This window comes from Franzmannia qiaohouensis (assembly GCF_031451695.1).
Taxonomy (GTDB): Bacteria; Pseudomonadota; Gammaproteobacteria; order Pseudomonadales; family Halomonadaceae; genus Franzmannia; species Franzmannia qiaohouensis.
This window is the reverse complement of the sequence record NZ_JARWAM010000009.1, coordinates 169,425-192,908: the sequence shown is the minus strand read 5'-3', so window position 1 is coordinate 192,908 and position 23,484 is coordinate 169,425. Positions and strand designations below refer to the sequence as shown.

Annotated in this window: 22 protein-coding genes and 3 tRNA genes; 12 read left to right on the top strand and 13 right to left on the bottom strand. The window is 66.3% G+C overall.

Annotated elements, in window-relative coordinates; genetic code table 11:
* The first annotated feature begins 110 nt into the window (after positions 1–110).
* Positions 111–590, top strand: a complete 480-nt coding sequence (gene lexA, locus QC821_RS14105; protein ID WP_309722676.1) for a transcriptional repressor LexA — start codon at positions 111–113, stop codon at positions 588–590.
* Positions 590–1,207 (top strand): IMPACT family protein, encoded by a 618-nt coding sequence (locus QC821_RS14100; RefSeq protein ID WP_309722673.1) that lies wholly within the window; start codon positions 590–592, stop codon positions 1,205–1,207. The genes lexA and QC821_RS14100 overlap by 1 nt, the downstream gene beginning before the upstream one ends.
* Position 1,208: 1 nt before the next feature.
* On the opposite strand, the gene QC821_RS14095 is transcribed toward QC821_RS14100, so the two are convergent.
* On the bottom strand, positions 1,209–1,868 hold the full coding sequence (locus QC821_RS14095; protein ID WP_309722670.1) for a GntR family transcriptional regulator: 660 nt from the start codon (positions 1,866–1,868) through the stop codon (positions 1,209–1,211).
* A gap of 192 nt (positions 1,869–2,060) precedes the next feature.
* Here QC821_RS14095 and QC821_RS14090 point away from each other — a divergent pair, with 192 nt between their 5' ends.
* From QC821_RS14090 to QC821_RS14050, 9 genes are all read left to right on the top strand, one after another.
* Positions 2,061–2,642 carry a chromate transporter gene (locus tag QC821_RS14090; RefSeq protein WP_309722667.1) on the top strand — a complete coding sequence of 194 codons (582 nt, stop codon included), beginning with the start codon at positions 2,061–2,063 and terminating at the stop codon, positions 2,640–2,642.
* A complete protein-coding gene (locus QC821_RS14085; RefSeq protein WP_309722664.1) occupies positions 2,639–3,169 on the top strand; it encodes a chromate transporter in 531 nt (176 codons plus the stop codon). The genes QC821_RS14090 and QC821_RS14085 overlap by 4 nt, the downstream gene beginning before the upstream one ends.
* A gap of 110 nt (positions 3,170–3,279) precedes the next feature.
* Positions 3,280–4,260: a Bug family tripartite tricarboxylate transporter substrate binding protein gene (locus QC821_RS14080; RefSeq protein ID WP_309722661.1), complete on the top strand. Its 981-nt coding sequence runs from the start codon at positions 3,280–3,282 to the stop codon at positions 4,258–4,260.
* 49 nt (positions 4,261–4,309) lie between these two features.
* The gene (locus QC821_RS14075) at positions 4,310–4,780 is read left to right on the top strand and encodes a tripartite tricarboxylate transporter TctB family protein (RefSeq protein WP_309722657.1); all 471 of its coding nucleotides are present in this window, start codon (positions 4,310–4,312) and stop codon (positions 4,778–4,780) included.
* A gap of 16 nt (positions 4,781–4,796) precedes the next feature.
* On the top strand, positions 4,797–6,320 hold the full coding sequence (locus QC821_RS14070; RefSeq protein WP_309722654.1) for a tripartite tricarboxylate transporter permease: 1,524 nt from the start codon (positions 4,797–4,799) through the stop codon (positions 6,318–6,320).
* 10 nt (positions 6,321–6,330) lie between these two features.
* Complete coding sequence (locus QC821_RS14065; RefSeq protein WP_309722651.1) at positions 6,331–7,938, top strand: gamma-glutamyltransferase family protein; 1,608 nt, start codon at positions 6,331–6,333, stop codon at positions 7,936–7,938.
* Positions 7,939–7,999: 61 nt separating this feature from the next.
* Positions 8,000–9,007, top strand: a complete 1,008-nt coding sequence (locus QC821_RS14060) for a Bug family tripartite tricarboxylate transporter substrate binding protein (protein ID WP_309722649.1) — start codon at positions 8,000–8,002, stop codon at positions 9,005–9,007.
* Positions 9,004–9,543: a tripartite tricarboxylate transporter TctB family protein gene (locus tag QC821_RS14055; RefSeq protein ID WP_309722646.1), complete on the top strand. Its 540-nt coding sequence runs from the start codon at positions 9,004–9,006 to the stop codon at positions 9,541–9,543. The genes QC821_RS14060 and QC821_RS14055 overlap by 4 nt, the downstream gene beginning before the upstream one ends.
* 47 nt (positions 9,544–9,590) lie before the next feature.
* Positions 9,591–11,096, top strand: coding sequence for a tripartite tricarboxylate transporter permease (locus QC821_RS14050; RefSeq protein ID WP_309722642.1), 1,506 nt, complete (start codon positions 9,591–9,593; stop codon positions 11,094–11,096).
* 69 nt (positions 11,097–11,165) lie between these two features.
* Here the strand turns inward: QC821_RS14050 and QC821_RS14045 are convergent, their stop codons facing one another.
* Genes QC821_RS14045 through QC821_RS14035 form a run of 3 tightly spaced genes read right to left on the bottom strand, consistent with a single transcriptional unit; the run spans position 11,166 to position 14,643 of the window.
* Positions 11,166–12,488: a sodium ion-translocating decarboxylase subunit beta gene (locus QC821_RS14045; protein WP_309722639.1), complete on the bottom strand. Its 1,323-nt coding sequence runs from the start codon at positions 12,486–12,488 to the stop codon at positions 11,166–11,168.
* Between the two features lie 12 nt (positions 12,489–12,500).
* Positions 12,501–14,336: a sodium-extruding oxaloacetate decarboxylase subunit alpha gene (oadA, locus tag QC821_RS14040; RefSeq protein ID WP_309722637.1), complete on the bottom strand. Its 1,836-nt coding sequence runs from the start codon at positions 14,334–14,336 to the stop codon at positions 12,501–12,503.
* Positions 14,337–14,388: 52 nt separating this feature from the next.
* Positions 14,389–14,643: an OadG family transporter subunit gene (locus QC821_RS14035; RefSeq protein WP_309722633.1), complete on the bottom strand. Its 255-nt coding sequence runs from the start codon at positions 14,641–14,643 to the stop codon at positions 14,389–14,391.
* A gap of 179 nt (positions 14,644–14,822) precedes the next feature.
* Here QC821_RS14035 and QC821_RS14030 point away from each other — a divergent pair, with 179 nt between their 5' ends.
* Positions 14,823–15,818 carry a tRNA dihydrouridine synthase gene (locus QC821_RS14030; protein ID WP_309722630.1) on the top strand — a complete coding sequence of 332 codons (996 nt, stop codon included), beginning with the start codon at positions 14,823–14,825 and terminating at the stop codon, positions 15,816–15,818.
* 116 nt (positions 15,819–15,934) lie between these two features.
* Here the strand turns inward: QC821_RS14030 and QC821_RS14025 are convergent.
* The 9 genes from QC821_RS14025 to QC821_RS13985 all read right to left on the bottom strand — a co-directional run bounded on the left by QC821_RS14025 (position 15,935) and on the right by QC821_RS13985 (position 23,469).
* Positions 15,935–16,011, bottom strand: a tRNA-Arg gene (locus QC821_RS14025).
* Positions 16,012–16,092: 81 nt separating this feature from the next.
* Positions 16,093–16,169: transfer RNA gene (locus QC821_RS14020), tRNA-Arg, on the bottom strand.
* A gap of 65 nt (positions 16,170–16,234) precedes the next feature.
* A tRNA-Ser gene (locus QC821_RS14015) sits at positions 16,235–16,327 on the bottom strand.
* 219 nt (positions 16,328–16,546) lie between these two features.
* Complete coding sequence (gene csrA / locus QC821_RS14010) at positions 16,547–16,744, bottom strand: carbon storage regulator CsrA (RefSeq protein ID WP_095621472.1); 198 nt, start codon at positions 16,742–16,744, stop codon at positions 16,547–16,549.
* A 216-nt stretch (positions 16,745–16,960) separates the two neighbouring features.
* Positions 16,961–18,211 (bottom strand): aspartate kinase, encoded by a 1,251-nt coding sequence (locus QC821_RS14005; protein WP_309722627.1) that lies wholly within the window; start codon positions 18,209–18,211, stop codon positions 16,961–16,963.
* Positions 18,212–18,323: 112 nt separating this feature from the next.
* Complete coding sequence (gene alaS, locus QC821_RS14000) at positions 18,324–20,927, bottom strand: alanine--tRNA ligase (protein ID WP_309722624.1); 2,604 nt, start codon at positions 20,925–20,927, stop codon at positions 18,324–18,326.
* A 344-nt stretch (positions 20,928–21,271) separates the two neighbouring features.
* On the bottom strand, positions 21,272–21,748 hold the full coding sequence (locus tag QC821_RS13995; RefSeq protein ID WP_309722622.1) for a regulatory protein RecX: 477 nt from the start codon (positions 21,746–21,748) through the stop codon (positions 21,272–21,274).
* Between the two features lie 3 nt (positions 21,749–21,751).
* Positions 21,752–22,831 carry a recombinase RecA gene (gene recA, locus QC821_RS13990; RefSeq protein ID WP_309722618.1) on the bottom strand — a complete coding sequence of 360 codons (1,080 nt, stop codon included), beginning with the start codon at positions 22,829–22,831 and terminating at the stop codon, positions 21,752–21,754.
* A gap of 128 nt (positions 22,832–22,959) precedes the next feature.
* Positions 22,960–23,469, bottom strand: a complete 510-nt coding sequence (locus tag QC821_RS13985; protein WP_309722614.1) for a CinA family protein — start codon at positions 23,467–23,469, stop codon at positions 22,960–22,962.
* Positions 23,470–23,484 lie beyond the last annotated feature (15 nt).

Genomic DNA, 23,484 nt, shown 5'->3' with positions numbered 1-23,484 from the left:
AGGCCCCGGCAAGCACCTCAGGACTTGCTACCCGCGCCGCCCTTGCTATGATGCAGAAGTGCTGTAAAAAATAACAGGTATTGGCACCCTGCCCCTGAGGGAGAAAGACCATGCTTCAGTCTGCACCGCACTATTTGCATCGCCTGCCCAATCTGCCCATGGCAGAGGCCTGGCAGGCCCTCGACGACAGCGAACTCGGCGAGCTGGTCGAGGTCCCGCTGCTCGGCAAGGTGGCGGCGGGCATGCCCATCGAGGCCTGCACCGATACCGCCAGCGTCTACGTTCCGACCAGCATGGTGCGCCGTAACACCTACGCCCTGCGGGTGTGCGGCGACTCGATGATCGACTGCAATATCTTCGACGGTGACGTGATCATCATCGAACGCCAGGAGAGCGCCGAGAACGGCGAGACGGCGGTCGTCATGATCAATGACCAGGAGGTCACCCTGAAAAAGCTCTATATCGAGAAGGCCGGGGTGCGCCTGCAGCCCGCCAACGAAAGCATGGCGCCAATCTTCCTCAAGAACGACGACATCAAGGTGCTGGGCATGGTGATGGGCGTGATGCGCCAGCCGACTCAGCTGATGTGATGGGCTATCCGATCCCCGACCTCGAGGAGGGCCTGTGGCACGAGAGTGAGCTGGAGGTGGAGAAGAGTCGCTTCATTGCCTGGCTGTGTCATGCGCCCACCAGCGAGGCCTTCGACTCGCTGCTGGCCGCTGCGCGGACGGCCCATCCCGGCGCCAGCCACCACTGCAGCGCCTTCATTGCAGGTCCACCCGGCGAGCAGCAGGCGATAGGTTTTTCCGACGACGGTGAGCCCGGCGGTACCGCCGGACGGCCGATGTTCCAGGTGCTGGATGGTGCCGGCATCGGCCAGGTGGGCTGCGTGGTAACGCGCTACTTCGGCGGCACCAAGCTGGGCACCGGCGGCCTGGCCCGCGCCTACTCCCAGGCCGTGGCCCAGGGCCTCGAGACGCTGCCTCGCCGCGACTTCACTCCCCGCCGCAGACTCACCCTCGGCCTCGACTTCGCCGGCGAAGCCGAAGCCCGCAGCTGGCTCGCCGAGCGCCAGATTCCGGTTCATGGCGCCGACTACCACGCCAGCGGCGTGACCCTGCAGGTCGGCTGGCCCGCCGCCAAGGAGAGCACTGACTTGGATGAGCTGGCCTCACGGCTCAAGGGGCGGCTCAGCGTCACCGCCTGAGCTATTTGCAGCTGCCCAGGGCCACTTCGTAGGAGCGCTCGATATGGTCCTCGAGCAGCGCTCGCGCCGCCTTGACGTCGCGCTCCAGCGCCAGTTCGACCAGCTCGCCGTGCTGGGCATCGAGAATCTTGCGCACCTCCGGCACGCCCGGCGCCATGCGCCGATAGCGGTCGAACTGGTCGTGCAGCTGATCGATGAAACGCAGCAGCCACACCGAGCCGCAGGGGGCCACCAGGGTGCTGTGGAAGCGCGTGTGCAGCTGCTCCCACTCGTCGACCTTGGTCGGCGATAGGTCCGCTCGCTTGAGGCGGTGCGCCGCGGCCAGCAGCTCCGACTCCCACTCGGCGTCGCCGTTGAGGATCGCCCGCTCGAGGGCCATGCCTTCCAGCTCGCGGCGCATGCCGGCGACGTCATCCAGCTCGCGGCGATCCAGCCGCGGCACCCGAAAGCCGCGCTGATTCTCCTGTACCAGCAGCCCGTAAGCGGCGAGGCGGTTTAGCGCTTCGCGCAGCGGGCTCAAGCCCACCTGATACTGCTCCTTGAGGCCATTGATGGCCACCTTCTCGCCGGCGGCAAAACGGCCATTGACCAGGTCGTGACGCATGGCGTCGAACACCCGGCTGGCGGTGGTAGCACTCTCCTTACGACGTGGAACACCCATGGCATCTCCTGACGGTTACCGGCCGCTTTTACCGGTCGCTTGTCCTGACCGTTTGTCATCGTCCCGCTTGACGCATGTTTTGCCAGCAAACTATATTCTAGTACAGATAATCGATTTTTTGACAACAAGACGATATGGAATGCCATCATTCTACTATAGAAATCCAGAATCCGGCTTGGCGGGAGAGAGCATATGGATAAATCGGTAGCTCGCCCGGCCCCGGCCCGCCAGCGCGACCTGTTCATGGCCTTCCTGCGTATCGGCCTGCTCGGCTTCGGCGGCGGCCCGGCGATGATTCCCCTCGTCCAGCAGGAGGTGGTCAAGCGCCACGCCTGGCTCGATGACGAGGAGTTCAGCGATATCCTGGCCATCGCCAATACCCTGCCCGGCCCCATCGCCACCAAGATGCCCGGCTATATCGGCTACCGCGTCGGCGGCGTGGCCGGCTGCATCAACGCCGTGCTGGCCGTGATCCTGCCCACCATCATCGCCATGATCGCCCTGCTCGGGGTGTTCAGCCGCTATCGCGACGTCGCCTGGATCCAGGGCATGGGCCAGGGCGTGGTGCCGGTGGTGATGGTGATGATGGGCCAACTCGCCTGGGACTTCCTCAACAAGTCGCAGCTGGCGCTGGGCTGGCTGGTCAGCCTGGCCATGGCGGCCGTGGCCGGCGTGCTGATCTACTGGCTGGGCGTGCATCCCGGCTGGGTGATCGGCGGCATCCTGGCGGCGGCGCTGCTGCGCCCGACGTCCAAGCGGGAGGCCACCCCATGATCTACTGGGAGCTGTTCCTGGCCTTCTTCATTCCCAACATCATCGGCTACGGCGGCGGACCGGCGATCATTCCGCTTATCGAGGCCGAAGTGGTCGGCCGCTACGGCTGGATGGGCGCCCAGGAGTTCGCCGAGACCCTGGCGCTGGGCAACGCCCTGCCCAGCCCCATCGCCACCAAGATGGCCGGCTACGTGGGCTACGACGTGGCCGGCGTGGGCGGCGCCATCGTCGCGGTATTCGCCACCGTGGTGCCATCGCTGCTGCTGATGCTTGGCGCCCTGGGGCTGCTCTATCGCCACCGCGAGTCGCCGCGGGTCAAGCGCATGAGCCAGTGGGTGCGCCCGGTGATCGCGCTGATGATGGCCTGGCTGACCTGGAGTTTCTTCAGCGAAGGCATCGACAGCGCCGGGCTGCTCCACACCCTGCTGATCGGCACCGTGGCCGCCGTGGCGCTGCTTCGATTTCGCGCCCATCCGGCCTTCGTGGTCCTTGGCGCACTGGTTTATGGAGGAGTGTTTCTGGGCTGAGACGCCCGCCGCAACGACACAATAACCCGACAACGGGATCACGCGCTCACTCGCCGCCGGCAGGCCCGGCGGATCACAACCACACCACCAAAATATAAAAGGTGTTACCTATGACGCGTTCCAAGCTACGTCTCACCACCGCCATCGCCGCCATCGGCCTGGCCTCGAGCCTGGCCTTTACCGGCACCGCCCAGGCCGACTATCCCGAGCAGGACATCCGGCTGATCATTCCCTATGGGCCGGGCGGCGCCACCGACATCATCTTCCGGCTGATCTCCCAGGAAGCCGAGCAGTACCTGGGCGAGTCGATCGTGCCGGTCAACATGGCCGGCGCCGGCGCCACGCTGGGCTCGCGCAACGTCAAGGATGCCGACCCGGACGGCTATACGCTGCTCGGCAGCCACGACACCATCGCGCTGTCCAAGCTGGCCGGCACCGTCGACTACTCCTTCGACGCCTTCGAGCCGATCGCGCTGCTGACCCAGACCATCAATATCCCCACCGCACACGCCAACCATGAGGTGCAGAGCGCCGACGAGATCGCCGACTACGTGCGCGAGAACCCGGGCCAGGTGCGCTTCAGCATGATCCCCAGCTCCACCGACCACTTCTTCTGGGCGCAGTTCTTCCAGGAAGCCGGCATCGACATGGCCGACGTGCGCCTGGTGGGCTACCCGGACACCGGCGAGCAGGTCTCGGCGCTGCTGGCCGAAGAGATCGACTTCGCCATGTTCAACCTGCCGTCCGGCGGCTCGTTCTTCGAGGAGGGCACCTTCCGCCCGCTGGCCATCGCCCATCCGGAGCGCCTGGAGAGCATGCCCGACGTGCCGACCCTGCGTGAGCTTGGCATCGAGATGGACCACTCCACCAGCCGTGGGATCTTCGCGCCCAAGGGCACGCCGCAGGAGATCCAGGACACCATCGCCGAGGCCTACGGCCAGGCACTGGAGAACGAAGAAGTGCAGAGCCGCATCGAGAACGAGTTCGGCTCGGTAGTGCGCTTCCTGGCCGGCGATGACTACCTCGAGTTCCTCGACGAGAACGAGGCGGCGCTGTCGGCGGCCGCCGAGAACATCGACTTCCAGAACTGAGCGAACTCCCCGCCCCGGCGCGCCGGGGCGGGGAGTGGGAGATATCTCGATGTTGACGCTTACCAAGGACCGCGCCCTGGCGCTGGTCCTGCTACTGATCGTTGCCGTGATGTGGGTCGAGTCGGGCAACATTCGCCCGCCGACGTCCTGGCAGCCCTACGGCTCGGCGCTGTTCCCGCGCATCCTGCTGGTGGTGACAGGCCTGCTGTCGCTGCTGATCCTGGCGCGCTCGCTGATCGCAGGCCCAGGCACCAGCGACGCACCGCGGCGCAGCTTCATCCAGTGGCTGGCCCACAACCGCACGGTCTTCTCGCTGTTCGCACTGTTCGGTCTGTATGCCGCACTGCTGCCGCTAGTCGGCTACATCGTCGCCACCCTGGCCTTCCTGGTGAGTTCCCTCGGACTGCTGCTGGGGATCGATTCCCGCCGCAAGTGGATCATCAATCTCGCCGTCAGCTTCACCCTGGTGCCGCTGGTGTTCGTGATCTTCCGCTACGGCCTCAATGTCTGGCTGCCCTGACGCCTGGGAGTGACATATGGCGGATTTCTTTCTACAGGCCCTTGGCCAGGTCAGCAGCCCCGCGGTACTGGCGCTGATCATCATCGGCGTGCTGTTCGGCATCATCGGCGGCAGCATCCCCGGCTTCACCGTGACCATGGCGATCCTGGTGGTGTTTCCTTTCACCTTCGCCATGGATCCGGTCAGCGGCGTGTCGCTGATGGTCGGGGTGTTCGTGGGCGGCTACTCCGGCGGTATCGTCTCCGGGGTGATGCTGGGCATTCCCGGCACGCCGTCGTCGATCACCACCGTCTACGACGGCTACCCCATGGCCCAGAAGGGCGAGCCCGGCCGTGCCCTGGGTATCGGCGTGGCGGCGTCGTTCATCGGCACCCTGATCAGCGTCGCGGTGCTGGTGTTCTTCGGCCCGCTGATCGCCAGTTTCAGCATGAACTTCCGGCCCTGGGAGATCACCGCGCTGATCGTGTTCGCCCTGACGCTGGTCGCCGGACTCTCCAACGGCGCGCTGCTCAAGGGGCTGTTGGCCGCCGCCCTGGGGCTGCTGATCACCACCGTGGGCTACGACCGCAACAGCAACCTGCGCTTCGACTTCGGCCTGCCGGCGCTGGGCTCGGGCTTCGAGATCCTGCCGGTGATGATCGGCATCTTTGCCTTCTCCCAGCTGATGGGCAACCTCGAGAAGCTGCGCGACGACCAGGGCAAGGTCAAGGGCGTCGACACCAACGTCTCGATTCCCTACCGCCGCATCTTCAAGGACATGGCCGGCCAGAAGCTCAACACCCTGCGCTCGTCGCTGATCGGCAGCCTGGTCGGCGCGCTGCCGGGCACCGGCGGCACCGTGGCCAACTTCATCAGCTACGACCAGGCCAAGAAGTTCTCGCGCCAGCCGGAGACCTTCGGCACCGGCACCCCCAGCGGCATCGTCGCCTCCGAGGCCTCCAACAGCGCAGTGGCCGGCGGCGCCTTCGTGCCGACCCTGGCGCTGGGCATTCCCGGCGACCTGCCGATGGCGATCATGATGGGCGTGCTGATCCTGCACGGCATCACCCCCGGCCCCCTGATGTTCGAGCAGAACCCGGTACTGGTCGGCGCCATCTACGCCAGCCTGCTGATCGGCGCGGTGATCATGGTGCTCTGCCAGCTGCTGCTGGTGCGCTGGTTCGCCAAGATCTCGCTGATCCCCCAGGAAGTCCTGGTGCCGGTGGTGCTGATGCTGTGCGCCATCGGCTCCTATGCGCTGAACAACAACCTGTTCGATATCTGGGTGCTGTTCGTGTTCGGGGTGATCGGCTATCTGCTGTGGAAGGCCGAGGTGCCGCTGACGCCGCTGATCCTCGGCGTGGTGCTGGGCAACAACCTCGAGCGCCAGCTGTTCCGCGCCCTGGAGCTCGACGACAGCTGGCTGACCTTCCTGACCCGGCCTCTATCGGCGCTGTTCCTGGCGCTGGCGGTGGCCTCGGTGATCTTCTCGCTCTATCAGGACCGCAAGATTCAACGCAATCGACAACAGGCCCAGCGCAGCGACGCCGGTGCCGATTAAGGAGCCCCCAATGCAGCACGATGCGCTTTACTACCCCAGCCCCTCGCGGCGTATGGCCAGCTTCGGTACCCGCGGCATGGTCGCCACCTCACAGCCGCTGGCCGCCCAGGTCGGCATGAGCATTCTCCAGCAGGGCGGCAACGCGGTGGATGCCGCCATCGCCAGCGCCGCGGCGCTGACCGTGGTCGAGCCGACCTCCAACGGCCTGGGCAGCGACGTCTTCGCCATCGTCTGGATCAACGGCAAGCTGCACGGCCTCAACGCCAGCGGCCCGGCGCCACAGGCCGCCAGCATCGAGGCCATGAAGGCGCTGGGCCACGATCGCGTGCCCAACCACGGCCTGCTGCCGGTCACCGTGCCCGGCGCGCCGGCGGCCTGGGCGGCGCTCTCCGAGCGCTTCGGCAAGCTGCCCTTCGCCGACCTGCTGGCACCCGCCGTGGCATTGGCAGAAGAGGGCTATGCGGTATCGCCGGTCATTCACCAGATGTGGAACGAGGCTTTCCACAGCTACTCGGCCTACGACGATGCCGCCTTCACGCCGTGGTTCGAGACCTTTGCCCCCGAGGGCCGCGCGCCCCAGCCGGGCGAGCGCTGGTCGTCGCCGGGCCACGCCAGCTCGCTGCGTGCCATCGCCGAGACCAAGGGTCGCGCCTTCTACGAGGGTGAGCTGGCCGACAAGATCGACGCCTTTTTCCGCGAGCACGGCGGACTGCTGCGCAAGGAGGACCTGGCGCGCTTCGAGCCGGAGTGGGTCGATCCGATCAGCGTGCGCTACAAGGGCCACGATATCTGGGAGATTCCGCCCAACGGCAGCGGGCTGATCGTGCTGCAGGCACTGGGCATGCTGGAGCGCATGGGCCCCGAAGGCCGCGACCCGGTGGAGACCCTGCACCGCCGCATCGAGGCCACCAAGCTGGCCTATGTCGACGGTTTCGCACACGTCACCGAGCGCGATGCCATGCGGCCAAGCGTCGAGCAGATGCTCGACGACGGCTATCTCAAGGCGCGCGCCGGGCTGATCGGCGAGCAGGCCGTCGACCCGGTTCACGGCAATCCGCTTAGCGGCGGTACCGTCTACCTGGCCACCGCCGATGGCGACGGCAACATGGTGTCGTTCATCCAGAGCAACTTCAAAGGCTTCGGTTCGGGCATCGTGATCCCCGGTACCGGCATCAGCCTGCAGAATCGCGGCTGGTCGTTCTCGCTGGATCCCGAGCACCCCAACGCCCTGGCCCCGGGCAAGCGCACCTACCACACCATCATCCCCGGCTTCATCACCAAGGATGGCCAGGCGGTGGGGCCGTTCGGCGTGATGGGCGGCTATATGCAGCCCCAGGGCCATGTGCAGGTGATCACCGCCATGCTCGAGGATCATCTCAACCCCCAGGCAGCGCTGGACATGCCGCGCTGGAAGTGGACCCAGGGCAAGACCGTCGAGGTCGAGCCGCACTTCCCCGACCACCTCGCCCAGGCCCTGGCGCGGCGCGGCCACGATATCGTCAAGGTCGCCGACACCATCAGCTTCGGCCGCGGCCAGATCATCCTGCGTGACAACGCCAGCGGCGTACTCAGCGGCGGTACCGAGCCGCGCACCGACGGGGCCGTGCTGCCCTGGTAACCCTGCAGTTCCGGGCCCGGCCACTGCCGGGCCCCTCCTCGACCACAACCGGAGAAGCAAGATGCCGACACCCTATAACCCCAATGTCGCCTCGCGCCATCCCCTCGCCAAGCGCTGGACCCTGGCCGCTACCGCCCTGGCCGGCGTCAGCCTCGCCGTTGGCGGCCTGGCCGCCACCGCCCACGCCGACGACTACCCCGACAGCGCAATCGAGTTCATCGTGCCCTGGGGCCCCGGCGGCGGCAGCGATGTGCTGATGCGCCTGGTCTCCAGCCATATCGAGCCGCACCTCGGCCAGCCGCTGCCGGTCATCAACATGCCCGGCGTCAGCGGCACCACGGGGCTCGCCGACCTCGCCGACCGCGACAACGACGGCTACACCATCGGCCAGGTCCACGACGGCTTCATGGTCTCCCACCACACCGGCCTGACCGAGAACAACTGGGACGACTACGAGCCGATCGCCGCGATCACCGCCTCGCCACAGTACGTGACCGTCAGCGCCGACAGCCCCTGGGAGACCTTCGAGGAGTTCGTCGAGTATGCCCAGGACAACCCCGGTGAGATTCGCTTCGGCGTGACCCTCGGCGGCGTGCCGCACATCCACGGCGCGATGATTGAAGAGGCCGAGGGCCTGTCGTTCCGCTATGTCGGCTTCGAGGGCACCGGCGAACGCATCCGTTCACTGGTCGGCGGGCACATCGACGCGGCGATGGGCGATATCGCCTCCAGCCTGCAGTTCGTCGAGAACGACGACCTGCGCTTCCTGGCCGTCGGCCACACCGAGCGCATGGAGCAGACCCCGGATGTACCGACCTTCGCCGAACTCGGCTACGACAATCTCAACCTGTCGATCCTGCGCGGCCTGATCGCCCCGCTGGGCACCCCCGAGGATCGCATCGAGGTGCTCGCCGCTGCGGTCGAGGCGATGGCCGCGGAAGAGGAGTTCGTGACCCGCGTCAACAACGCCGGCGCCGAGGTGCAGTTCATGGGTACCGACGAGTACCGTGACCACCTCGAAACACTCGATGCCACCATCGAGCGCCTGGCGGGGAACCTGCAGCAATGAGTGGGGCTTCCTCCGACTCCCGGCCGCAAGGCCGGGAACCCGTCCCGCACGGCGAACGCGCCAAGGCGGTAGGGCATATCGTCTTCAACCTGGCACTGCTGGGCATCGCCGCGGTGATGTTCGTCCACGCCGGCGGGCTACCGTCGTCGGCCTGGGAGCCGATCGGCTCGGGCAGCTTCCCGCGTCTGATGCTGGCTATCCTGGCGCTGCTGAACGTCATCGTGATCGTCAAGGAAGTGGCCAAGCTGCGGCATACCGCGGCGCTGCCCAGCGGCAGCGTCGGCGCCTGGCTGTGGCAACACCGCCTGGCGTTCGGCGTGCTGGGGTTGTTCACCCTCTACGCCATTGCCATGCCGCTGGTCGGCTTCCGCTGGGCCACGCTGCCCTTCGTGCTCGCCTGCCAGGTGCTGCTCGGTGCGCGCCGCCCACGCCAGCTGGCGATTGCAGCGGTCATCGCGCTGCTGATGTCGCTGGGCCTCGACGCCCTGTTCCGCCACGTGTTCAGCATCTCCCTGCCGCGCGGCTCGCTGCTGTAGGCCGCGCGGTGCTCAATGCTTCCATTCGCTGACCCAGGAATCCGCACATGATGGAATCCATTCTGGCAGGGGCCGACCAGCTGTTTACCCTGCCCACCATGCTGACCATGCTGGTGGGGGTGGTGGCCGGGGTGATCACCGCGGCCATTCCCGGCTTCACCATCACCATGGCCATCGTGCTGGCACTGCCGCTGACCTTCACCATGCCCGCCCTGCAGGGGGTCGCCACCCTGCTGGCGGTGTATATCGGCGGCTATACCGGCGGCATGATCAGTGCCGCGCTGCTGGGCATTCCCGGCACGCCCTCGGCCTTGGCCACTACCTTCGACGCCTACCCCATGGCGCGCCGCGGCGAGCCCGGCCGGGCACTGGCGATCGGCATCTGGGCATCATTCTTCGGCACTCTGCTCAGCTCCATCGTACTCATCATCGCCGCCCCGCCGCTGGCCATGATTGCCGTCAAGCTCGGCGCCTGGGAGTACTTCTCGCTGGTGGTGTTCGCCCTGACCATCGTCGCCAGCCTGGTCGGTAGATCGATGCTGCGCGGCCTGTTGGCCGGCGCCATCGGCCTGATCCTGGCCACCGTGGGTGCCGACCCGCTGATGGGCGTGACGCGCTTCTCGTTCGACCTGCGCATGCTGTCGGCGGGCATTCCCTTCCTGATCGTGCTGATCGGCATCTTCGCGGTCAGCCAGCTGCTGCGCGAGGTGGAGGACGCCGAGGAGGTCAAGGCCGGCAAGCAGCTGATCGACAGCCGCATCAGCTTCAAGCCCTGGGCGGCGATGCGCGAGGTACTCTCCTATCCGTTCAATCTGTTCCGCTCGTCGATGGTCGGGGTCTTCATCGGTGCAGTGCCGGGGGCGGGCGGCAGCATCGCCAACCTGCTGGCCTACGATCAGGCCAAGCGCGGCTCCAAGCACCCCGAGGCCTTCGGCAAAGGCTCGAGCGAGGGGGTGATCGCCTCGGAGTCGGGCAACTCGGCGACCTCCGGCGGCGGTCTGATCCCGATGATCGCCCTGGGCATCCCCGGCAGCGCGGTGGACGCGGTGCTGATGGCCTCGCTGATGGTCCACGGCATCGGCGTCGGCCCACGCCTGATCATGGACCACGCCGACACCGTCTACGGCATGTTCATGGCGATGTTCCTCGCCAGTGCCATGATGCTGGTGGTATGCCTGCTCAGCATGCGCATGTTCCTCAAGGTCACCAGCGTGCCCAAGTCGGTGATCGTGCCGGTGGTGCTGACCTGCTGCATGGTCGGTGCCTTCGCGCTGAACAACCGCGTCACCGACATCTACCTGCTGCTCGGCATCGGCGTCTTCGGCTATGTGCTGGCCAAGCTCGACTACCCGCTGGCGCCGCTGGTACTCGGCGTGATCCTTGGCCCCATCGCCGAGACCAACCTGCGCCGCGCACTGATGACCAACGAGGACTGGACGCTGTTCTTCACCCGACCGATCTCGCTGGCGCTGCTGACACTGGCGGCGCTATCGATCGTGCTGGCCCTGCGCTACCGGTTCAAGCAGCGCCGCCAGAACCTGGCGCTGGACTGACCGCAAGTGCATAACGCAACAAGGGGGCCATCAGGCCCCCTTGCTGTTGGTGGGTATTGCCAGGGCCGACTAGCCCAGGTACTTGATCATTACCCCGGCGGCCACCGCCGAGCCGATGACCCCGGCCACGTTGGGCCCCATGGCGTGCATCAGCAGGAAGTTGTGGGGGTTGGACTCCAGCCCCACCTTGTTGGCCACCCGTGCCGCCATCGGCACCGCCGAGACGCCGGCGGCGCCGATCAGCGGGTTGATCGGCATCTTGCTCATGGCGTTCATCAGCTTGGCCATCAGGATGCCTGCGCCGGTGCCGATGGCGAAGGCCACGATGCCCAGCCCCATGATGCCCAGCGTTTCCAGCGCCAGGAACTGGCTGGCCACCAGCTGCGAGCCCACCGCCAGGCCGAGGAAGATGGTGACGATGTTGATCAGCGCGTTCTGAGCGGTGTCGGAGAGGCGCTCGACCACGCCACACTCGCGCATCAGGTTGCCGAAGCAGAACATCCCCAGCAGCGGCGCCGCGTCGGGCAGGAACAGCGCCACCAGCATCAGCAGCACCAGCGGGAAGACGATCTTCTCGAGCTTCGACACCGGGCGCAGCTGGGTCATGGTGATCTCGCGCTCGCGCTTGGTGGTCAGCGCACGCATGATCGGCGGCTGGATCAGCGGCACCAGCGCCATGTAGGCGTAGGCGGCCACGGCGATCGCCCCGAGCAGCTCCGGCGCCAGGATGCTCGACACATAGATCGAGGTCGGGCCGTCGGCGCCGCCGATGATGCCGATGGCGGCGGCCTGGTTGAGCGAGAAGTCCATCACCCCCAGCGCCGACAGGCTCACCGCACCGAGCACCGTGGCGAAAATACCGAACTGTGCCGCGGCGCCCAGGAACAGGGTGCGCGGGTTGGCCAGCAGCGGACCGAAGTCGGTCATTGCCCCGACCCCCATGAAGATCACCAGCGGCGCGATGCCGGAGGCGATGGCCACCTGGTAGAAGGTGTAGAGCATGCCGTTGCCGTAGCCCACGCCCCGCGCTACGTCGCCGGCAGCACGCACCTGCTCGGGATCGAGACCGTTGTGATACTCGGCATACAGGGTGGTTCGCCACGCCTCGGGGCCGGCCAGCGGGTCGAGGGTCAGCTGCATGGCCGCGGCGATCTGCTGCAGCACCGCCGGACTGGCGACCTCGATGGCCTGGTCCAGGGCCGATAGCGCCAGCCCCGCCTCGGGAATATTGGCAAGGATACCGCCAAACCCGATCGGCACCAGCAGCAGCGGCTCGAACTTCTTGTGGATGGCAAGATAGAGCAGCATCAGGCCGATCAGGATCATTACCAGCTGGCCCGGCTGCAGGTTATACAGTCCCGAGCCGTACCATAGCGTCAACAGGTTATCCATGCGCCGCCGCCCTTAGAGTACGATCAGCGTATCGCCTACCGATACGCTGTCGCCTTCCTTGACCTTGACCTCGGATACCGTGCCGGCACTGGCGGCACGCACTTCGGTCTCCATCTTCATGGCCTCGAGGATGATCACCACGTCGCCTTCGGCGACGCTGTCACCAGCCTTGACGTTGACCTTGAAGATATTGCCGGCCAGCGGCGCAGGGATCGGCTCGCCGCTGGCGGCCGGGGCAGCCGGCGCCGCCGCAGGCTGGGTCGCCGCAGCGCCCTCCTGGACCTGGCCAATCTCTCCGCCCTCGGCGACCTCGACCACGTACTGCTTGCCGTTGACGGTGATGGTGTAGGTCTCGGGGCCGGCAGCGGCCTGGGTATCCGACGCCTTGGCCACGGCACCGCCCTTCTGGGTCGTCGCCGGAAGATTGGCCGCCGCGGCGTCCGGCGCCTGGGGGACAGGCTCGAAGGCATCGGGGTTGTCGCGGTTCTTGAGGAACTTGAGGCCGATCTGCGGGAACAGCGCATAGGTCAGCACGTCGTCGATCTCGCGCTCGCCCTGTTCAAGGCGGATGCCTTCGTCCTTGGCCTTGGCCTTGAGCTCGTCGCGCAGGCGGTCCATCTCCGGCTCGAGCAGGTCCGCTGGACGGCAGGTAATTGGCTCCTTGCCCTCCAGCACGCGCTGCTGCAGCTCCTCGTTGTAGGGCGCAGGGGCAGCGCCGTACTCGCCCTTGAGCAGCGCCTGGACCTCCTTGGAGATCGACTTGTAGCGCTCGCCCATCATCACGTTCATCACCGCCTGGGTGCCGACGATCTGCGACGTCGGCGTGACCAGCGGGATGAAGCCGAGGTCTTCGCGCACCTTGGGGATCTCGGAGAGCACGTCGTCGAGCTTGTCGCCGGCGCCCTGCTCCTTGAGCTGACCTTCCATGTTGGTGAGCATGCCACCCGGCACCTGGGCCACCAGGATCCGCGAGTCGATGCCCTTGAGCGAGCCTTCGAAGGCGGCGTACTTCTTGCGCACCTCGCGGAAGTAGGCGGCGATCTCCTCGAGCAGCTCGAGGTCGAGGCCGGTGTCGCGCTCGGTGCCGGCAAGGATCGCCACCACCGATTCGGTGGGGCTGTGGCCGTAGGTCATCGACATCGACGAGATCGCGGTGTCGACGTTGTCGATGCCCGCCTCGACCGCCTTGAGGGCGGTGGCGGTGGACATGCCGGTGGTGGCGTGGCACTGCATGTGGACCGGAATCTTGAGCGTCTTCTTGAGCCGCGAGACCAGATCGAAGGCGGTGTAGGGGGTGAGCAGCCCAGCCATGTCCTTGATCGCCAGGGAGTCGGCACCCATCGCTTCGATCTGCTCGGAGAGCTCGACCCAGCCTTCGATGGTGTGCACCGGGCTGACGGTATAGGAGATGGTGCCCTGGGCGTGGCCCTCGACGTCACGCACCGCCTTGATCGCCCGCTCCAGATTGCGCGGGTCGTTCATGGCATCGAAGACGCGGAACACGTCGACGCCATTGGCGCGGGCGCGCTCGACGAACTTGTCGACCACGTCGTCGGCGTAGTGGCGATAGCCGAGCAGGTTCTGGGCGCGCAGCAGCATTTGCTGGCGGGTGTTGGGCATCGCCTCCTTGAGGGCGCGAATGCGGGCCCAGGGATCTTCGCCGAGATAGCGGATACAGGCGTCGAAGGTGGCACCGCCCCAAGACTCCACCGACCAGAAGCCGACCTCGTCGAGCTTGGCAGCGATCGGTAGCATGTCGTCGAGACGCAGGCGGGTGGCGAACAGCGACTGGTGAGCGTCGCGCAGCACCACATCGGTGATGCCCAGCGGGCGTTGGCTCTCACTCATGTGACCTTATCCTTGTAGCTGAAATCGTATCTTGGCTGGCCAGCGGCATCGCTTAGCGGCGATGGCGCTGACGGTAACGGTGCAGGGCGGCGCTCATCACCACCATGAGTTCATCGCTGTTGTCGTCGGCCGCCGCCGGCGCCGAGGGCCGCGCTGCGGCGTCGGCGACAGGTGCCGGCGCCAGGCGCCTGACCAGCATTGACATCAGGGTGGTCGAGACCACCAGCACGGTCAGGAACACGAACACGAAGCCCATGCCGAAGGCCATCAGGGCGAGGCCTTCTTCCATCAGTTGGGTGTCCAGCATGTTGTCATCCCCTTGCTCTTGCGCGGCACTTCTTGCCCGTTGCCCGGCACATTGAGGTCCGTGGCGGCGCATCTTGGCTGGTACAATAACCTGCCTGAATTCCACGATATTGCAATGACACCATGGTTGAGCCGCACGTTGTTAATTTACTACATAAGGGCCGCATCGGCCTAGCGCCCATGGAAGGCGTGATCGATGCACACACCCGTGCGCTGCTCACCGCTCGCCCCGGCTTCGACTGGACGGTCACCGAGTTCGTGCGCGTGGTCGATGCACGCCTGCCGCCGCGGGTGTTCCTCAAGCACTGCCCGGAACTGGCCCGGCATGCCCAGGGCGAGCCGGTGGCCACGCCCAGCGGCGCGGCGGTGCACCTGCAGCTGCTCGGCTCGGATCCCGACGCTCTGGCCGCCAACGCCGAGCAGGCGATACACCTCGGCGCCACCAGCCTGGATCTCAACTTCGGCTGTCCGGCCAAGCTGGTCAATCGCCACGACGGCGGCGCCTCGCTGCTACGCGACCCACAGCGGGTCGAGCGAGCGGTCGCCGCGGTGCACCGCGCTGCGGCAGGCCGGGTGCCGGTCACCGCCAAGGTGCGCCTGGGCTTTGCCGACCGCCGCCTGGCGCTCGACTGCGCCCGCGCCGCCGAGCAAGGCGGCGCAGCGCAGCTGGTGGTTCACGCCCGCACTCGCAACGAGGGCTACCGGCCGCCGGCCCACTGGGAGTGGATCGGGCGCATTCGCCGCCACCTGGCAATCCCGGTGGTGGCCAACGGCGATATCTGGTCCCTCGAAGACTACTGGCAGGCGCGCACGCTGTCCGGCTGCAGCGACGTGATGCTCGGCCGCGGCGCCCTGGCCGACCCCTGGCTGGCCGCGCGCATTCGCCACTGGCAGCGCACCGGAGAGCGCCTCGCCGAGACCGCCTGGACGAGCCGCGCAGCCATCCTGAACGACTATGCCGCACTGCAGCGTAGCACACTTCCCGCGCGTGTCGTGGTCTCGCTGCTCAAGCAGTGGCTCAACCAGATGCGCGCTCGCGACCCCGAGGCGGCACTGCGCTTCGCTACCCTCAAGCGCATCACAGACCTCGACACCCTGCTGGCGGGCCTGCTGGCCGAGCCCCTCAACGAGGTCGACAAAAAGAAGGCGCCGCTCGCAAGCTGCGAGGGCGCCTGACACGACCGCGACCCGGCGGCGGATCTCATGATCCAGGCCGCGGGTCGGCTAGCGACAATCTAGTGGATAATAGAGACACGAAACCCGCCCTTGCAGAGCAAGGACGGGTCGGAATATGGCGCGCCCGGGAGGATTCGAACCTCCGACCACCTGATTCGTAGTCAGGTACTCTATCCAGCTGAGCTACGGGCGCGTGACTGTCATATCGACAGTTGGACCGGTACCACGAGAAACACCGACATCGACGGGATGCTTGAGTATCGTGGGAGGAAGCTGGCGCGCCCGGGAGGATTCGAACCTCCGACCACCTGATTCGTAGTCAGGTACTCTATCCAGCTGAGCTACGGGCGCAACTTCCAGTGCATGCAACGCATGCGTGTATTGATGAAATTACGCAGCAAGGAACACGGCGTAAATGGCGGAGAGGGAGGGATTCGAACCCTCGATGAGGCTATAAACCCCATACTCCCTTAGCAGGGGAGCGCCTTCAGCCACTCGGCCACCTCTCCCTCATCAACACGGCGCGTATGTTACCGTTTCTGAAGGTCATTGTCCAACGCCTTCAACAACTTTCTTCCCCTCTCGGCCTGCTGCTGGATCACCGACATCGGGCGCAGCACGGTCGGGGCAGCGCCCCTGAGGCGAACGCAATATGCGCAAAAGCCGGCAAAGCACGTGACTCTGCCGGCCCGAGCGTGCGCCTGACAACCCGACCGCCAGGTCGTTCGTCAGGCCTGAGACTCACCATCGTTTCCATCCGACTTCTCGCGCTGGATACGCTGATAGATCTCTTCACGGTGCACGGCCACATCCTTGGGAGCGTTGACCCCGATGCGAACCTGGTTACCCTTGACGCCGAGCACTGTCACGGTGATGTCATCACCGATCATCAGCGTCTCGCCGACGCGGCGGGTTAGGATGAGCATGACTGATCTCCTTCTCAGACTTACGACTACGGGATGCACTACGCCTGTCGCTACGCGCTGACAGATTATGCGTCATTCGTCACGCTAGGCCAAACCCGGCACTGCCTCCATACCCCACCATCACACGCGAAATTGGCGTTGAATGAAAGCACCGCCGGAGTGCATCAGCGTCCTTTCTCCCCTAAGCGTAGAACGCATCAGCGTTTGGCGAGTTCCTCATTCGCTCTCGATGTCGCTCTTGTCGAGGCCAAACGCCTTGTGCAGCGCCTTGACCGCGAGCTCCATATGCTTCTCGTCGATCACCACCGAGATCTTGATTTCGGAGGTCGAGACCATGCGGATATTGATGTTCTCATCCGCCAGCACGCGGAACATCTTCGACGCCACACCGGCGTGGGAGCGCATGCCCACCCCGACCAGCGAGACCTTGGCGATATTGTCGTCACCGCGCAGTTCGCCACCGCCGAGGTCCGGGATCACGTTCTCTTCGATGATGCGCTTGGTCTGCTTGAAGTCGCCCTTGGCCACGGTGAAGGTGAAGTCGGTATAGTCGCCCACCGGCGCCACGTTCTGCACGATCATGTCGACTTCGATATTGGCATCGGCGATCGGACCCAGAATGCGCGAGGCCACGCCCGGCACGTCGGGGGTATTGAGCAGGGTCAGCTTGGCCTCGTTGGCGGTGAAGGCGATACCGGAGATCAGCGGTTCTTCCATGGAGTCCTCTTCTTCATCTGTGTCAGCGATGATCAGGGTGCCGGGGCCATCCTCGAAACTGGACAGCACGCGCAGCGGCACGTTGTATTTACCGGCGAACTCCACGGCACGAATCTGCAGCACCTTGGAGCCGAGGCTGGCCAGCTCGAGCATCTCTTCGACGGTGATGGTCTCGAGGCGCCTGGCCTTGGAGCAGACCCGCGGGTCAGTGGTGTAGACGCCGTCGACATCGGTGTAGATCTGGCACTCGTCGGCCTTGAGCGCCGCGGCCAGCGCCACCCCGGTGGTATCGGACCCGCCGCGCCCCAGGGTGGTGATGTTGCCTTCGTCATCGACGCCCTGGAAACCGGCGACCACCACTACCTGGCCGTCATCGAGATCCTCACGCATGTCGTCGGTCTCGATGCCCTGGATGCGCGCCTTGGTGTGAGCGCTGTCGGTGCGAATGCCGACCTGGGCGCCGGTGTAGGAGGTGGCCGGCACGCCCAGCTTGTGCAGCGCCATGGCCAGCAGCGAGATCGTCACCTGCTCACCGGTTGATACCAGCATGTCCATTTCGCGCGGCGTCGGCTCGTCATTGATTTCGCTGGCCAGGCCGATCAGGCGGTTGGTTTCGCCGCTCATCGCCGACACTACCACCACGATCTGATGGCCCTCGTCGCGGAAGCGCTTGACCTTCTCCGCCACCGCCTTGATGCGCTCCACCGAGCCCACCGAGGTGCCACCGAATTTCTGTACGTATAACGCCATATGCGATTGTCCTGGTTGTCAGTGGAAAGTCATGGTCCTTTTATACTGCCGATCATGGAGTGATCGCCATAAACGCTAGGAGGGCCGCCCCAACGGACTGGCCCTCCTGCTATCAACCCAGCTTGGCGGCAAGCCAGTCCGGCACACTGGCCAGTGCCCCTGGCAGTGCCGCCGCGTCGCTACCACCGGCCTGGGCCATGTCGGGTCGGCCACCGCCCTTGCCGCCGACCTGGCCAGCCACGTGGTTGACCAGCTCGCCGGCCTTGACCCGCGCCGTGAGGTCATCGGTGACCCCGGCGATCAGGCTGACCTTGCCGGCATCGGCCACGCCGAGCACCACGATGCCCGAGCCGAGCTTGTTCTTGAGCTGGTCGAGCACGCCGCGCAGCTCCTTGCCGGAGACGCCCTCGAGCTGCTTGACCAGCAGCTTGACGCCGCCTATCTCCACGGCTTCGGCGAGCATGTCGCTACCGGCGGCGCTGGCCAGCTTGGCCTTGAGCCGCTCGAGCTCCTTCTCCAGGCTGCGGTTGCGCTCGACCAGCGAGGCGACCCGCTCCTCGACCTGCTCCGGCTTGCTCTTGAGGGTCTCGCCGAGGCGTGCAACCCGCGCCTCCTGGGCCTGGAAATAGGCCAGGGCATGCTCGCCGGTGAGCGCCTCGATGCGCCGCACGCCGGAGGCGATGCCGGTCTCGCTGACGATATGGAAGCAGCCGATATCGCCGCTGCGCGCCACGTGGGTGCCGCCACACAGCTCGATGGAGAAGTCGTCGGCGCCGATGGTCAGTACCCGCACGTTGTCGGCGTACTTGGCCTCGAACAGCGCTGCCGCACCCTTGGCCTTGGCCTGGTCGAGGCTCATCTGCTCGATGCGGGTATCGGCGTTGGCGAGTATCTGGGCGTTGACGATGGCCTCGACCTCGGCCAGTTGCGTCGGGGTCATCGCCTCGAAGTGGCTGAAGTCGAAGCGCAGCCGCTCGGCACTGACCAGCGAGCCCTTCTGCTGCACGTGATCGCCGAGCACCATGCGCAGCGCCTTGTGCAGCAGGTGGGTAGCGGAGTGGTTGCGCACCGTGGCGCCGCGCAGGGCGGCGTCGACCTGGGGCCGCACCTCGGCGCCCACGCGCAGCTCGCCCTCGACCATCACGCCGTGGTGCAGATGGTGCCCACCCTGCTTCTGGGTGTCGGTCACCTGAAAGCGACCGCCGTCGACGTGCAGGTAGCCGGTATCGCCGACCTGGCCGCCGGACTCGCCGTAGAAGGGCGTGCGATCCAGTACCACCACCCCCTTGCTGCCCGCTTCCAGCGCGGCCAGCGGGTTGCCCTCGGCGTCGACCAGGGCGGTGACGCGGGCCTGATCCTCGAGGCGCTCGTAGCCGGTGAAGGCGGTCTCGCCGTCGAGTTCGATGGCCGCCGCGTAGTCTGCGCCGAACTGGCTGGCGGCGCGGGCGCGCTGGCGCTGGGCCTCCAGCTCGCGCTCGAAGCCGGCTTCGTCGAGGCTCACGCCGCGTTCGCGACACACATCGGCGGTCAGGTCGAAGGGGAAGCCGTAGGTGTCGTAGAGCTTGAACACCGTGGCGCCGGGCAGCTCATCGCCCTCGAGATCGGCCAGCGCCGCCTCGAGCAGGCCCATGCCGTGGTCCAGGGTGCGCGCGAACTGCTCCTCTTCCTTGAGCAGCACCCGGGCGATCTGCTCGCTGGCCTCGCGCAGCTCGGGATAGGCCTCGCCCATCTCGGCGTCCAGCGCCACCACCAGCTTGTGGAAGAACGGCTCGCTGGCGCCCAGCTTGTGGCCGTGGCGAATGGCACGGCGGATGATCCGGCGCAGCACGTAGCCGCGCCCCTCGTTGGAGGGCAGCACGCCATCGGCGATCAGGAAGGCGCAGGAGCGGATATGGTCGGCGATCACGCGCAGCGAGGGGGCGCTGGTGTCGCCATGGCCGGTGGCCTTGGCGGCGGCGTCCAGCAGGTTCTGGAACAGGTCGATTTCGTAGTTGGAGTGCACGCCCTGCAGCACCGCCGCGACCCGCTCGAGGCCCATGCCGGTGTCGATGGAGGGCTTGGGCAGCGGGTTGAGGGTGCCTTCGGCATCGCGATCGAACTGCATGAACACCAGGTTCCAGATCTCGATGTAGCGGTCGCCGTCCTCTTCTGGGCTGCCCGGCGGGCCGCCCCACACCTCGGGGCCGTGGTCGAAGAAGATCTCCGAGCTCGGTCCACAGGGGCCGGTATCGCCCATCTGCCAGAAGTTGTCCTCGTCGAGCTTGGAGAAGCGCGCTGGATCGATGCCGATCTCCTCCTTCCAGATCTTCTCGGCCTCGTCGTCGCTGACGTGCACGGTGACCCACAGTTTCTCGGCGGGCAGGCCCAGGCGCTCGGTGAGGAAGGACCAGGCGAAGCGGATGGCGTCGCGCTTGAAGTAATCGCCGAAGCTGAAGTTGCCCAGCATCTCGAAGAAGGTGTGGTGGCGTGCGGTATAGCCGACGTTGTCCAGGTCGTTGTGCTTGCCGCCTGCGCGTACGCAGCGCTGGGCCGAGGTGGCGCGCACATAGGGGCGCGGGTCGCGGCCCAGGAAGACGTCCTTGAACGGCACCATGCCGGCGTTGGTGAACAGCAGGGTCGGGTCGTTGCCGGGCACCAGCGAGCTCGTCGGCACGATGGTGTGGCCCTGCTCTTCGAAGAAGGTCAAAAAGGCCTGTCTGATATCTGCACTTTTCATAGGGTGTCCGTGACGATAAGCGTGTTGACCTGGCGGGCGAGCCGGCGCACCGCGCCGCACAGGGCACGATCTGGGTCGCTCAAAGGGGCACTAGTATAACGCAGTCGTCAAGCGACGACAGTGGGGCACCCGGACTATCGCAGATAGGAGGCGCCGCTCGGAACTGATCCGTCGACAAGCCTACGAGGAGGCGCTGTGAACCCTTCCCTGGGCGCTACTTGCGCCATCCATGGCGCAAACCTCCCCTTCGGCTTGCCCCCGGCGTCCTCGCTTCGGGGTAACTGTGATCGCTCTGGACGAGGCAGCGGGAAGTGGGCAGTTCGGGGGGGGGTAGTTGGTGCAGCTCAGGCCGACCAGGCGTACTGCATGGCGTGGCGCACCTGCTCGAAGTCGAAGCCCCGCGAGGCCAGGAAACGCTCGCGACGGGCGCGCTCGCGGGGCGACTCACCGGGGCCGGTGAAGCGCTTGGCCAGCACATCGGCGGCCAGCGCGAACCAGTCGGCCTCGCCTCGATCCTCGCTCTCGCTCATGGCCTGTTGGATGCCGTCGCGGTCGATGCCGCGCTGGCCGAGTTCGGCGCGAATCTTGAGCGGGCCCTGGCCGCGGGCGATGCGCGAACGCACGAAGGTCTCGGCGAAGCGCGCATCGCACTGCAGGTTCTGCTCGGCCAGGCCATCGAGGCACGCTTCGATGGCCGCGACCTCGTGCCCCTTCGCCGCTAGCCGGCTGTGCAGCTCGGCGCGGGAGTACTCGCGCCGCGCCAGCAGCCGAATGGCGTCATCGCGCGGCGACTGGGGTTCAGCGTCGGGCTTGCGCTGCATGGCTTAGAGCAGGCCGTCCTCGCTGGAGTCCTCGGCGCTGTCGGCCAGGGCCGCCTCAGGCTTGGGCTTGTCTTTCTCCCTGGGTTCGACGGTGGCCAGCAGCTGCCCGCGGATACCGGACTCGATCTCGTCCATGATCGCCGGGTTGTCTTCCAGGAACTGGGCGGCGTTGGCCTTGCCCTGGCCGATCTTGTTGCCCTGGTAGCTGTACCAGGCACCGGCCTTGTCGACCAGCTTGCACTGCACGCCCAGGTCGATGACCTCGCCGGCGTGGTAGATGCCCTTGCCGTAGAGAATCTGGAACTCGGCCTGGCGGAACGGTGGCGCCACCTTGTTCTTGACCACCTTGACGCGGGTCTCGTTGCCGGTGACTTCATCGCCCTGCTTGACCGAGCCGGTGCGGCGGATATCCAGGCGCACGCTGGAATAGAACTTCAGGGCGTTGCCGCCGGTGGTGGTTTCAGGGCTGCCGAACATCACCCCGATCTTCATGCGGATCTGGTTGATGAACACCACCATGCAGTTGGCGTTCTTGATGTTGCCGGTGATCTTGCGCAGCGCCTGGGACATCAGGCGCGCCTGCAGGCCGACGTGGGAGTCGCCCATTTCGCCCTCGATCTCGGCGCGCGGCGTAAGCGCGGCCACCGAGTCGATGATGATCACGTCGACGCCGCCGGAGCGCACCAGCATGTCGCAGATCTCGAGGGCCTGCTCGCCGGTATCCGGCTGCGAGACCAGCAGGTCGTCGAGGTTGACGCCGAGCTTCTCGGCGTAGCTCGGATCGAGGGCGTGCTCGGCATCGATGAAGGCACAGGTCTTGCCCTGCTTCTGGGCCTGGGCGATCACCGACAGGGTCAGCGTGGTCTTGCCCGAGGACTCGGGACCGAAGATTTCAACCACGCGTCCCAGCGGCAGACCGCCGATGCCCAGGGCGATATCCAGGCCCAGGGAGCCGGTCGACACCGACGGCATGATCACCCGGGGCGTATCGCCCAGCCGCATCACGGTGCCCTTGCCAAACTGCCGATCGATCTGGGAGAGGGCGGCATTCAATGCCTTGGAACGGTTGTCGTCCTGGGCCATGGGAGATCTCCTAAGCGATTGCGGATATAACGTCGATCACGAGCTCGGGATCGAATACTGTATGACTGCACAGTAGTATGGCGAAAAATTCCTCGCGCGCCTACTCTCAGTCGGTAAATTTCTGTGCCTCAGGCGTCGAGGCGCTGGATCAGTCCCACCAGTGCGGCGCGCACGGCCTGCTCGCGCACCGCGCGGCGGTCGCCGGGAAAATGGTAGTGCTCGGCTTGCTGGGTGTCGGCGTCGCCCCACGCCAGCCACACCGTGCCCACCGGCTTGGCGTCCGAGCCGCCACCGGGTCCCGCCACGCCGCTGATCGCCACGCCCAGCGCGGCACCGCTGTCGCCACAGGCGCCGGCGACCATCGCCTCGACCACCTCGCGGCTCACCGCACCGTGTGCCTCGAGCAGCGCTGGGTCGACGCCGAGCAGGCGCGACTTGGCGGCGTTGGAGTAGGTCACGTAGCCGGTCTCGAAGTAGTCGGAACTGCCCGCCACCGCGGTGATGGCGCTGGCCACGCCGCCGCCGGTGCACGACTCGGCGCAGGTCACCTGCCGCCCCTGCTGGCGGCACAGCCGGCCGAGCCGCTCGGCGAGGGTGGCGAGATCGAGATTGCTGAGGCGCTGGGGGGATGCTGGCATGCCGGGTCTCCTGAC